The 12,520-nt window shown below is 43.8% G+C and carries 8 protein-coding genes; 3 read left to right on the top strand and 5 right to left on the bottom strand.

From position 1 onward, the window contains the following. Nucleotides 1–259: 259 nt before the first annotated feature. From HMPREF9453_RS01345 to HMPREF9453_RS01335, 3 genes are all read left to right on the top strand, one after another. Nucleotides 260–532, top strand: coding sequence for an ACT domain-containing protein (locus HMPREF9453_RS01345; protein WP_008858766.1), 273 nt, complete (start codon nucleotides 260–262; stop codon nucleotides 530–532). Nucleotides 533–543: 11 nt separating this feature from the next. After that, on the top strand, nucleotides 544–1,902 hold the full coding sequence (locus HMPREF9453_RS01340; RefSeq protein ID WP_008858765.1) for a PFL family protein: 1,359 nt from the start codon (nucleotides 544–546) through the stop codon (nucleotides 1,900–1,902). Nucleotides 1,903–2,162: 260 nt separating this feature from the next. Beyond that, nucleotides 2,163–2,918, top strand: a complete 756-nt coding sequence (locus HMPREF9453_RS01335; RefSeq protein WP_187368045.1) for an exodeoxyribonuclease III — start codon at nucleotides 2,163–2,165, stop codon at nucleotides 2,916–2,918. Nucleotides 2,919–3,664: 746 nt separating this feature from the next. On the opposite strand, the gene rfbB is transcribed toward HMPREF9453_RS01335, so the two are convergent. The 5 genes from rfbB to HMPREF9453_RS01310 form a co-directional block, all read right to left on the bottom strand. Continuing rightward, nucleotides 3,665–4,636 carry a dTDP-glucose 4,6-dehydratase gene (gene rfbB / locus HMPREF9453_RS01330; protein WP_008858763.1) on the bottom strand — a complete coding sequence of 324 codons (972 nt, stop codon included), beginning with the start codon at nucleotides 4,634–4,636 and terminating at the stop codon, nucleotides 3,665–3,667. 1,327 nt (nucleotides 4,637–5,963) lie between these two features. Continuing rightward, a complete protein-coding gene (locus tag HMPREF9453_RS12340) occupies nucleotides 5,964–6,098 on the bottom strand; it encodes a hypothetical protein (protein ID WP_008858762.1) in 135 nt (44 codons plus the stop codon). A gap of 1 nt (nucleotide 6,099) precedes the next feature. Then, nucleotides 6,100–6,660 carry a hypothetical protein gene (locus HMPREF9453_RS01325; protein ID WP_008858761.1) on the bottom strand — a complete coding sequence of 187 codons (561 nt, stop codon included), beginning with the start codon at nucleotides 6,658–6,660 and terminating at the stop codon, nucleotides 6,100–6,102. A 252-nt stretch (nucleotides 6,661–6,912) separates the two neighbouring features. Beyond that, nucleotides 6,913–8,322, bottom strand: a complete 1,410-nt coding sequence (locus tag HMPREF9453_RS01320) for a reverse transcriptase domain-containing protein (RefSeq protein WP_040379452.1) — start codon at nucleotides 8,320–8,322, stop codon at nucleotides 6,913–6,915. A gap of 1,127 nt (nucleotides 8,323–9,449) precedes the next feature. Then, complete coding sequence (locus tag HMPREF9453_RS01310; protein WP_222859635.1) at nucleotides 9,450–12,134, bottom strand: P-loop NTPase fold protein; 2,685 nt, start codon at nucleotides 12,132–12,134, stop codon at nucleotides 9,450–9,452. Nucleotides 12,135–12,520 lie beyond the last annotated feature (386 nt).

The raw sequence follows: 12,520 nt of genomic DNA, 5'->3' as shown, positions 1-12,520 counted from the left end.
TCGGATGACGGCTTTCGGCTCCCGGCTTCCGATCCCCATTCCCCAGTCTCGATTCCCCATTCCCCAGCCCCCAGTCTCGGCTATCCGCTATCCGCTCCCAATCCCGATCCCGATCCCGATCCCAGTCCCCAGTCCCGATTCCCCATCCCCCTCCCCATATATGCTATAATGAGAAAAGACATTCTGCAGAAGGATACTTTCAGGAAAATGGGCTGCAGCGTCTGATTTCTATGGAATGAAATACGGAAGGAGCAGATGTATGAAAAAAATCGTAGTCACTGTAATCGGTGCTGACCGTGTAGGCATTGTTGCCGGTGTTGCGGCAGCTTTGGCAAAGGAAAATATTAATATTCTCGACATTTCCCAAACCATTCTTGGCGATATTTTTGATATGGTCCTGATTTGCGACATGGAAAAGGCCAAAGGTTCCTTAAAGGAAGTCCAGGATGAACTGGGCGCCCTGGGAAAAGAACTGGGCGTCGATGTACGGGCCCAGCTGGCTGATATTTTCTATGCCATGCACCGTATCTGAAAGGGGGAGCCATGCTCGATATTGAAGAAATCCTGGCCACTGAGCGCATGTTTGACCAGAACAAACTGGACGTGCGCACCATTACCATGGGCATTTCCCTTTTAGGCTGCGTTTCCGATGATGAAAAGACCCTGAATCGCAAGATTTACGACACCATCTGCACCAAAGCCGAACATCTGACGGAAGTGAGCCATGATATTTCCAGAGAATACGGCGTGCCTATTATCAACCGCCGTATTTCCGTTACCCCTGTTTCCCTCATTGCCGGCGGCATTCCGGCCAAAAGCTATGTGTCCATTGCAAAGACCCTGCAGAAAGCAGCCGATGAAGTAGGCGTTGACATTCTGGGCGGCTTCTCCGCCCTGGTAGACAGGGGTATGACTTCGGCCGATAAAATCCTCATTGACTCCATTCCTGAAGCCCTGGCTTCCACAAAGAGCATCTGCAGCTCTGTAGCCGTAGGCTCCACCAAAGCCGGCATCAATATGGATGCAGTCAAACGCATGGGAGAAGTGGTGAAAGAAACAGCAGAACTCACCAAAAACCAGGACGCCTATGGCTGCACCAAGCTGGTGGAATTCTGCAACGCTGTGGAAGATAACCCCTTCATGGCCGGTGCTTTCCATGGCGTCACCCAGGGGGACACCGCCATCCATGTAGGCGTTTCCGGCCCCGGCGTGGTAAAGAGAGCCCTGGAAGACGTGAAAGGCGCTCCCCTGAACGTGGTAGCCCGCACCATTAAAAACACCGCCTTCATGATTACCCGTCTGGGACAGATGGTAGCCGAAGCTGCCACCGAAAGACTCCATGCTCCCTTCGGCATTATCGACCTTTCCCTGGCTCCCACCTCCGCCGTAGGCGACAGCGTGGCCCAGGTACTGGAAGAAATGGGCCTTGAAAGCTGCGGCGGCCCGGGAACTACAGCCGCCCTGGCCCTCCTGAATGATGCTGTGAAAAAAGGCGGCCTCATGGCTTCCTCCAGCGTAGGCGGCCTCTCCGGCGCCTTCATTCCGGTAAGCGAAGACCTGGGTATGATTCAGGCCGTAGAAAAAGGCAGCCTCTGCCTGGAAAAACTGGAAGCCATGACCTGTGTCTGCTCTGTAGGCCTTGACATGATTGCCATTCCCGGCGACACCCCGGCTTCCACCATCTCCGCCATCCTGGCTGACGAAGCAGCCATCGGCATGATCAATAACAAAACTACTGCCACCCGCCTCATTCCCGTACCGGGAAAGAAACCGGGCGACATGGTTCAGTTCGGCGGCCTCATGGGCTATGCCCCTGTCCTGGAAATCAACAAATTCCGGGCCGACGAATTCATCAACCGCGGCGGAAAGATTCCCGCCCCCATGAGATCCCTCACCAACTGATAGAATATGGTGAAAAAAGGGGCTGTGAAAAAATGATGACTATTTTTTCACAGCTCCTTTTGTATACATTCATTTTCACGGAAATTGACCAAATGGCAGCCTGCTGCCCGCCGACGGCTCCCGATTCCCGATCCCAATCCCGACCCCGATCCCGATCTCGATTCCCCATTCCCCATTCCCACCTTTTCAAATTCTCCTCTCCCCTGTATAATAGATACAGTATATCTAACTATTTAAATAAGGAGACTCCCATGAAAACATTGAAATATATTTCCTGGAACGTAAACGGACTTCGGGCCTGCATAAAAAAAGGCTTTATGGACGCTTTCAATGCCCTTGATGCAGACTGCTTCTGCCTGCAGGAAACCAAACTGCAGCCCCATCAGATCGAGCTGGAACTGCCGGGATATCACCAGTACTGGAACAGCGCCGTAAAGAAAGGATACAGCGGTACCGCCATCTTCACAAAAGAAGAGCCCCTCTCCGTCACCTACGGCCTGGGTATAGAAGAACACGACCAGGAAGGGCGGCTCATTACCGCCGACTTCGGAAGCCACTACCTTCTCTGCTGCTATACCCCCAACAGCCAGCGGGGACTGGCGCGCCTTTCCTACCGCATGACCTGGGAAAAAGCTATGAAAGAATACATGACAAAACTGGCCGCCGAAAAGCCGGTGATCCTCTGCGGCGACCTGAACGTGGCCCACGAAGACATCGATATCGCCAACCCCGCCTCCAACCATAAAAATGCCGGCTTCACCGATGAAGAAAGAGGCCGTATGACAGACCTCCTTGCCGCCGGCTTCACCGACTCCTTCCGTCACCTCCATCCCGATGAAAAAGACGCCTACTCCTGGTGGAGCTACTTTGCCAAAGCCAGAGAAAGAAACGTGGGATGGAGAATCGACTACTTCCTCGTCTCCAGCGTATGGAAAGACCACATCAAAGGCGCCTCCATCCACTCCGATATCCTGGGCAGCGACCACTGCCCGGTGGAACTGGACCTGGAATGCTGATATGAAAAAAGACCGCTCCGGCGGTCTTTTTTTGCGGGCAAGGGACATAGCCGCCTGCCGGCGAAGATTGTATCTGCTTTCGCTCAAAGGGCGACAGCCCCTTATCCACTTCAAAGGGGAATTCACGTTTTGAGTTGGCAAAAGCCCTCACTCCATTTGACCTGCCCACCCCGAACGAGACCGGGTGGCGAGCGCCTATATACTCTCTTGCGCCCCACTGCTTGTCAGGGGGGAGAGGGCCACGCAGTGGCGAGGGGGGATTGCCGAAGGCACGCCGGAAGCCAACAGTCGTCAGCCGTTAGCCGAGACCTCCCCTCCCCGTCATTTCGAGCGAAGCCGAGAAATCTCCCACCGCCATGCCACTTGCTTCAATGGCCTCACAGTAAAGCACATAACGTTCTTGCGTCCCCTTGACACCACTCCGTGGTGGGACTATGGATGTTTAGCAATGGGACAATGTCTCTGCAGGAAAGCATAGTAAAGCCTATTCCGCCCCCTGCATAGCCGGATAGGGGGTGGCGAACGCAGTGAGCCAGTCAGCAGACCGCCTATCAAGGCACATGACAAAGAAAGCCAATCCCGTAACGCTCTCGTTTCCCCTTGAGGGGAAGTCCCGCGTAGCGGGAAAGGGTGTACGAGGTAAGCGGAGAGAATAGATACTCTATGCTGACGTGACCGCCGCAGGCGGCTTATAAAACCCCTCGGCCCGAAGGGCCGTCAACCTTTCCCTCTGCCCTCCTCAAATCTCATCTTCCCATCCACCATTCCTTATGATCCAGGTACCAGCGGATAGTCTTCTTGATGCCATCAGCAAATTTCGTTTCCGGAAGCCATCCCAGTTCTTTATGGATCTTTGCGGGGTCAATGGCATATCTCCGGTCATGTCCTTTTCTATCCGTCACATAGGTGATAAGACTTTCCGGTTTTCCCAGTTCTTTGAGGATAAGCCTCACAATGTCGATGTTTGCCATTTCATTATGGCCGCCGATATTGTAGACCTCCCCTACGGTGCCTTTATGGATGATCAGGTCGATGGCCTTGCAGTGGTCCTCCACATAGAGCCAGTCCCTTACGTTTTTCCCATCCCCATACACCGGAAGGGGTTTATCTTTCAGGGCGTTCATCATCATGAGAGGTATCAGCTTTTCCGGGAACTGGTAAGGTCCGTAGTTATTGCTGCAGCGGGAAATGGTAGCCGGCAGGCCGTAGGTACGATGGTAGGCGCCCACCAGAAGATCCGCTCCTGCCTTGGAGCTGCTGTAGGGAGAGCTGGTATGAAGGGGTGTCTTTTCCGTAAAGAAAAGATCCGGTCTGTCCAAGGGCAGATCCCCATATACCTCGTCGGTGGATACCTGGTGGTAGCGGCCGATGCCATACTTCCTGCAGGCATCCATGAGGACAGAAGTACCGATGATATTCGTCTCCAGGAAAATTTCCGGATTCAGAATGGACCGGTCCACATGGGATTCTGCCGCGAAATTCACCACCACATCCGGATGCTCCTCTTCAAAGAGGCCATATACGGCATCCCTGTCGCAGATATCCATCTTCACAAAGCGGAAATTCGGCTTATCCATCACAGGTGCCAGAGTAGACAGATTTCCCGCATAAGTCAGCTTATCCAGACAGACGATGCGATAGTCCGGATACTTCCTCATCATGTAAAAGATAAAATTGGATCCAATAAATCCGGCGCCGCCAGTGATTAGGATAGTCATCCCAGCACTCCTTATATATTCCAGCATACCACCTGTATCCCCCTGTACTCAACTGCTACAAGAGAGATAGATAACAGAAATCTATTATAAAAGAGGCTGCTCCCTCCTGTGCACTCATCAGGGAAGCATATCAGACAGCGCCGAGACAGCCTACGATTCTTGCAGATTTGAAGACTCATCTCATTCGGTTTGTTTTTATCTCTGCAACATGAAGCTTCATCCTGCCCTTTCAAAGGGATTCTTCATTTCCTGTTGTTATCCCTATTGTACAGATTAATGCTGCACCAGTCAGCAAATAATCGGATATCCCTGATGGATAAAGAATAAAATCCCATCAACTTTGAAAAGTATTTCATAGTTGATGGGATTTTTCATTTCCCCATTTTAAAGGTAGCACCACAATTCTGGCAGCGGTTATTGAAAACTGTCATTTTCCCACAGTTTGGGCATTTTGTTCCACGTCCGCCTTTTCCGCCATTCGGTGCAAGAATCATTTCATATCCACATTTCGTGCATTTCCGACCGGTGAGGGTTTGAAAAAAAGTAAGTCTTCCACAGTTTGGACACATTTTCCCAGCCATTCTAATCGCCCCTTTGATATATGTATATATGTATATGTATGTATTATATGTCTTGACCGGACCTCTGTCAACAAATCTTTTCGAGAACATTTCACGGACTGAAAGCTTTAAATGATCGATGCATGTTAAAAATCCCATCGAGTATGAGATACTATCCACATCCGATAGGATTTTTCATTTACATTCTTTCTGAATCTCCTGAGACCAGAGAAGATATTTTTCCGGTCAATCCGGCTACATGTAAAAAACAGTAAAAATTTCTATAATTTTCAAAAATCGCAGCCTGCCGTTATTTATATAGTAGAGGGACATGAAAAGGCCCGCGGTTTTGAAAGAAAGCATTCCATATATTTCCAAGATGACCATAGGAAATGCAGGAAGGGAATGCCAGAATTCAAAAAGGGTACCGCCTTTCTCCCTTCGCCTTTTCCGGAAAGGTAAAAAAATCAGCGTAAGCTGAAAACCACAAAGAAACTCAGGACTCCAGAAAATTCCCTATAGGGCAGAAATGACGGGAGACTCATGCCTGGCGCGCGCCGTCGTACCTCGTACAGCAGCGGCCGTAGACCATGCAGACACCGAACTCATTGGGCATGATGGGAAGCTTGGAGACACCGGGTTTCTTTGCAGTGGAACAATATAGCAGCCTCCATATTTCAATCTTCATACCTCAACGCCATAAGTTAGAAAATTCACACTCGAACTTCCTTAGCCGCCGAATTCTGCTCGCCTACGGCAATCACTCATTATCTATTTCTGGAACTATGTCCACTTTTATCTCCACTACGTGTTTCGATAATCGTACTTTCACTAGGATAACCCGTAGTGCTGGAACCGGTATCTTTATCACTATCCTCATCCGAACGCACAAAGAAATTCATTTTATACCTCCTGTACAAGAAAGCTGATTGCAAACAAAACTAAAGATATGAGGAGGACATTCAGAGCCCTATTATACTGTTTCTGCTTTACAGACGATTTAATCTTTATGGATTTGATAGCCTTAATATATCCATTTTTCAGCCATTTATAAGACTCAATCTCTCCCCTATTTTCTACATCCAAATTCTCCACTAGTTCAATACCCAAAGCTTCCATACGCTTACCGCGTAAGAGCCAAAGAAACATCATCATAGAGATAAGAAGCATAAGGAAGCCGGTCCCTAAAAAGAAAGTCCTGTCAAGTACACCAATTACAAAAATTGATTTCAACGCATTCAACACAGTGTTTGTATTGATAAACCTTGCCATTACAGCCATAAAAATACCGCAAGCAGCCAAAGCAAAACTGGACCTTTGGTAGATTTTATCGTATGTTTCAGTCTGACGAGCATACTCTTTCGCTGCTGCTTCAACAATAATAGCAATACTTTTATCATTCGGAGTGTTGGCCTTTCCCTTCTGCTCATCCTGTGAAGAAAGATGCTTAGAATCTTGGTCCATAGTTTACCTCATATTTACGAATACACAAAATGCCCATATAACAAGAATGTTCCCCATAGGCGCCAACTTGTATTTAAGAATCCATTAATAAGAAGCCCAAGTTTGACAAATTGTTAAAATGCTATAATAACATAATGCATCTCCCTCTCAAGCAGGTATCAGGAGATTAAAACAACAGTGCAAAAGCGACGCTCATCTTTTTCCGACAGAGTTATTCCCCCCTATTTACCATTTCTAAATATCCCTAATCTGCTATTTTGGGGAATTAAGTCGTTTTCTTAATTGTCTCATATGCCTTTGGGCTACGAGGCCGGTTTGATTTTCACTCTTGAAATTCTTTTGGAAGATAAAATGTGCCCTTTGGGAATACACCGGAAAATTTGATCCTCGCTTAGACTTACTGCTATTTCTATACAATCCAGATATGCTATACAACGTATATAAATTTGTAGTTCTCCTTTTATTCTTCTTAAGCTGGCTAAGCTGGGCATTTTGCTTCACAACGTGATCAGCCTTACTATAAGCATGACTATAATAACGCCTTACAGAGCTGTCTTTAATATAAACACTCTTTCCATCGTATGAAAACCCTAAAAAGGAAATGATACCATGCTCCTTTTGCTCATTGTAAATAATCAAGTTCGCACTAACACGATATTTCTTAGTTTTTTCCGGTGATAATTTAACCAGATACTTTCCTGTATTTGTACTTCTCTGGTTAAAAATTTCCTGCAACTGATGAATCATTTGTTGATATTGTTCTTCCGTTATATACTTTTCCGGAATAGCAATAATAAAATCATCAGAATAACGGCGATATATTCCATGATACGACTGCACTAATTCAAAAATCTTTTCATCAAATTGAATCATATAGATATTCGCCAGTACCCCACTCATGGGTGACCCCTGCGGAATACCGAAATGTTCTCTATTTACCTTTATAATAAACTTGTCGTCTTTAGATTCTCTCTGTTTCTTTCTTGAGAGAATCCGGAATTCCTGATTTGTCAAAACTGTTTGACACTGGCAAAGCTGTTGATGTGTCATCCCTTTATAGGAAGTAATCCCTTCGTAATCAACATAACTGTAATGCAGGAGAGAGTTCAATACATAATATATATCATCAGGAATATACTGGCTGTCCAAAACGTAACGAATCTGGTTCAACAGGTAAGCATGATCAAGAAAATCAAAAAAATGTGTAAAATCACCTATGATAACATAACAAGGCTTATGGAACTTAATAAAAGCCAACGCTTCCTCTGCAAAGGAAATATTTGATTTTCCCTTCTTGTTTGTCCTATACGCAATAGAACAATCATCAATATTCCTATTCCCTAAATACCGGTTATACTTTCTGTTAAACAGGGCTCCATAGTATCTGTAAATCCATGCATCTTTATGTGCTGCATAGAGTATATCCCTATATTTTGGCCCTTCGTCTTTCCAAATTCGTTTTCCTGAAGAATCCGTCGACCAAGACTTATGGTACTTAGGCCGTTTAAAATGAATAAAAGGATAAAAACCATGCCTTAGCACCCACTGTTTATTTGTAATGCAACACCACAAATGATTTGTCAGTTTTATTCTACGATCAAAATGGATATAAGAAATATTTTTCCCTTCGATTTCTTTTCTAATTTCGATATCTGCATCCATATGCAACATCCTTACATAAGCCCCACTTAAAAATCCCACTAGCCAAGGTGGATAGATCCTTATAGCTAATGGGACGAAAAGCAAACCGGATTACTCCCCTATCCAACATGTTTAATTCTCTGTGATATACTGGAGACAGAATCACCAGCCACCACATTACAGGCAATTACTGCGTTTGCAGAGTACCTGCTAGCCTTGCTCGAATTCATACCGCGTAGCAAGTGTCCGCTGAAACGTGAAAGAAATGCATTTCTTTCACGTTTCAGGATGATTACCACCATTCTGAAAGGAGCCTTGACATTGTTAAAGCTATCCGATGTCTCATAAGACATCGTCACCGGACCGAGATGAAATATAAAAATCAAATAGCCCTTATTTGTATTATACGCAAAGTAGAAATAAATTCAATCGCATTTTAAGAGAAGTAAAGGGATGCAGCAAGTATGTGAGTATTACGCGCCATAAGAGCCTGAAGTCCCGTGAAATTATATCTATTTCGGAATTACAACTCCCATTGCATCATACCGAGCCATCTGCTTCTCTGCTATCTCTAAAAGGAGATAATGAGCTTTTTAGACTGCCTGTAAAGCTCAATTATATCCAAATCATCCAGCAGTGTTTGCATCGTATACTTCTTGTACAGTCCATTCTCGTCCATTTGCTTTTTGATGTAGGAACGGTAAATCAATGCTAGAAGCTGTACAAATAACTTTCCCTCGAAATTACCGGAAACAGAAACAAAAATACTACGCACCATGAGAACCACCTATCTTTGTTCACGATACGCACCAAAGAGCCACACCCTATTCTTAAGAAATAAGCATAATCCCCCCTGGAAATGCAGCTAATGCCGAAGAGCATCATCCAAATGAAATGACCGGCTCTCTCCCGTGTATTCTCTGGCTCCCCATCGCCTGGTTCTTACGAGCATATGGCAGCTCTGAAGCGGCGTCATATTCATTGATGTTTTTCTTTGTCCAATATTGGCTGAATTTTCCCGCCTCCAAGTGGCGATTTTAACCCGACGCTGCTTGGTAAAATTTGCCTGCCGCTAGCAAATATCGATGATTTACCATTTAGTGTTCCACTTTTATTCAAGAGACATGAAGCATATAAATATCACCTAATCAATCCAAGGGGCCAGTTTCTACTGATGATTTCTTAACATTATCAGCCTTCCCCGCAGGTTCATCTGCAATGACAGGATTACACTTAAACCTTTCTTCAAAGGACTCACTATACATCCTTAAGATTTCCTGGCTGCTTATTCCATTTACCTGAGGTTTATAATTGGCGATTTTTAGATTTAATTTCATCATATTTTTCCCCTTAGTGAGCCACCATGATTTAAGCTGCTCTTCACCCATGCACTCTATCACTCTATCGCAGCCTATTTTCCCTGATTCTCTAAATGACTGGTCATTTTTTGCCAAAATCAAGAGGAAACTCTGCCAATAATAAGAGTCCTGAAATACATCATCCAGTAAGTACTTTGAAAATGCTTTTCGAATGCCCTGTCCATCATCTGAACGGGTTTCATCATAATATCCGCATCCGACTCCCATTTCGCCAAGACTATTGTTTCCGATTTGATAAGTGATAAATGTGGTCATGCCGCCTTTTATTTCCTGTACCATGGAATAATCAACAACCTGCTGACTAATCAATGACTGATCACCATCTAATAATGCAGGGGGCAGCTCCTGAATCTCCTTCATAAAATTAATATGCTTATCGATGTACCGTTGCTTAAATATGCTAAAACATTTTTGACTAAGAACTCGCATCTCTTCTTTTGTAAATTCCAAAACATCAATTTGGGAACCTACAGAAAATTTCGGATTCTTATATGAACCTATGATGCCATATACAAAGATATTAGAATCCATCCCCGGTGCCACATGACGACTATAGCAGCACCGAAGCCTGAACTGCAGTAGATCATATATTCCCAAAATTCCCCGACTTTCTTGAGAGATTATATCAATAATCCCGTGACTGCCAAAGATTTTCTCAATAATAAATTGCTTATTTTCGTTCTCATACTTGCTGATATCTAGATACTTAAAAAGCTCCAAGAAATAACCCAATACTTTATTTCTCAGACCAATGTTGAAATTATCCCCAGTATACGAATAGCGCATTCTTTTACTTAAGCCACAATGAACAATTTCATCTATTCTATCTCTGCTTAAATTTGGGAAATTATTGTACGCTAAAGTACGCCACAGATTCTCATGATATCTCTCATACATTAGCCCATCGAATAAATCACCAATAACCAGTTTTCCATTCAAATAATTCTGAATACGGTTAATATAAAAGTTAGATTGCTCATACTTTGACCTACTAATTCTATTAACAATTAAATCCATATACACCATTAACTCTCTTTTATCTTTTACTTCAAGTAATGCTCGATTTGAAACATTAATCTTAGTAACACTTGATTCCTCTACGTCAAATAATTGCTTGATTAGATATGCTGCATTAGGGTATTGCTTACGCATATTGCAAATTTCAGACTTAACTTTATAGCCAGACACATTTTTTCTTTCACTATAACTATAATGTGAAGAATAATATTCCCTACTCCATCCCCAAGATTCCATCATATATATTTTTCTGAAAACGATCGGGCAATACATGTATAAAAGTATAAGTTCAGTCAGTTGTCTCTCATCAAAATCAAAATCAGGGAAATCTACCCGTTGAATGTCAAGCGCAGTCAGTGTATTGACATATCTTTTAACTTTTCTCAAATCACCAAAAAACGGAATATATTCAGCTGCATCATCAGATGTTAAAATATTTCTAACACCTTTCAGAGCTTTTTTATTGGCTTCCACATCCAAATCAGTATCCTTCATCAGTACTTTGATATCTTCATCCAAAACACGAAGAATAACGTCTTTACGCGTAAAAAGAGAAATCTTCGTTTGCACAAACTTCTCCAAAAACTCCACATTCTTTTGTGCAGTCTTATCAGTCCCCATCTCTTTTGAAAGATTATCAAGGTCGTAACAAAGGACATAATTGATGAAAGGAATGTCAAAAATTTCCTTGATGGAGTAAAGAAGGCTGTAGACTTCCTCTCCATTTAATCTATCAAGATCATCAATGGCAAAGATAAATTTTTTATTTGAATTTCTTAGAATTTCACTGATATATGTAAAAACTTTTGATTCGTTCTGCGGGAAAGGAGTAAAGTTCATGGATATTCCCAGTACATTAAAACTTATTCCCTTGACTATTCTCTGATACTGTGCAAGCAGTATATTCAATTCCGGGCATTTTAATGTTTTATAAACTGTTTCTCTTAATGTATCCGAAAGGGGAATAGATATATCTTTATATTGGCCACTATACTTCAATGCATTAAATCGAACAACAATAACCTCTCCCGGATGATTTTTCCTTAAGCTTTCCTCGCAAAGATTAAGAAATGATGATTTCCCTATGCCCCAGGGTCCCTCCACTCCCCATATCATGCTGTTTGGCGATTTATTATCATAAATTTTATTTGCAAAATCTTCTGCTAATGGACCATACTGTAGTAAATCAGCACCATCATATAAGGCAGCATCATCCAAGAAGGAAGAATGCGGAACTCTCTGGTCTGACGCCCTTCCTTTTTTTACCTGATAGTATTCTCTAACTACGAAAGGGATGAAAAATCCAAGCTCAATTAACGCATACTGAAAACTTGTAAGATGATATAAAAATTCAGTAACATGAAACCCCTGGAAAGAAACAGATATTGTAGTCCCAAGCAGGAAATATAATGTGAGGTCCCATCTTCCAAAAAACATTCCACATATTTTAGCCAGGTTCCCAGGCATGAACAAGGCCAAAACCATGAGTGCAATAATAAACAATTGCACATAAAAGAAGAGCCTATCGTATCCAGTATAATCCGTAACAAACCCAAAGCCCGAAAATAATATATAAATAACTCAAACTTCGCACACGGAAAACATCCCGTATGCCTTGATAAATCAGCTTGAACTGAATGTCGAAAGCCATTCACGCACACTTCTGTGCACGCAGACGACTCATCCAAAGAGCGGGCAGATCGTTCAGGAATCGTTCCAAGAGCGATTCGACCAGCAAGACTTCTGACGGATATTCTGCCCGAAGCTGCTCCGCAAACTCCTGCAACACGAGGCGAAGCGCTTCCATGTACTTCAAGTCCGGA

Origin of the sequence: Dialister succinatiphilus YIT 11850 (genome assembly GCF_000242435.1) — a bacterium.
GTDB lineage: Bacteria > Bacillota > Negativicutes > Veillonellales > Dialisteraceae > Dialister > Dialister succinatiphilus.
The sequence above is the reverse complement of the archived record's forward strand: the minus strand, read 5'-3'. Positions and strand labels throughout refer to the sequence as shown.

Bases quoted from the DNA above. Each gene is read 5' to 3' on its own strand.
- HMPREF9453_RS01345 (WP_008858766.1), top strand. From the start codon at position 260: ATGAAAAAAATCGTAGTCACTGTAATCGGTGCTGACCGTGTAGGCATT.
- HMPREF9453_RS01340 (WP_008858765.1), top strand. From the start codon at position 544: ATGCTCGATATTGAAGAAATCCTGGCCACTGAGCGCATGTTTGACCAG.
- rfbB (WP_008858763.1), bottom strand. From the start codon at position 4,636: ATGACTATCCTAATCACTGGCGGCGCCGGATTTATTGGATCCAATTTT.
- HMPREF9453_RS12340 (WP_008858762.1), bottom strand. From the start codon at position 6,098: ATGAATTTCTTTGTGCGTTCGGATGAGGATAGTGATAAAGATACCGGT.
- HMPREF9453_RS01325 (WP_008858761.1), bottom strand. From the start codon at position 6,660: ATGGACCAAGATTCTAAGCATCTTTCTTCACAGGATGAGCAGAAGGGA.
- HMPREF9453_RS01320 (WP_040379452.1), bottom strand. From the start codon at position 8,322: ATGGATGCAGATATCGAAATTAGAAAAGAAATCGAAGGGAAAAATATT.
- HMPREF9453_RS01310 (WP_222859635.1), bottom strand. From the start codon at position 12,134: ATGTTTTTTGGAAGATGGGACCTCACATTATATTTCCTGCTTGGGACT.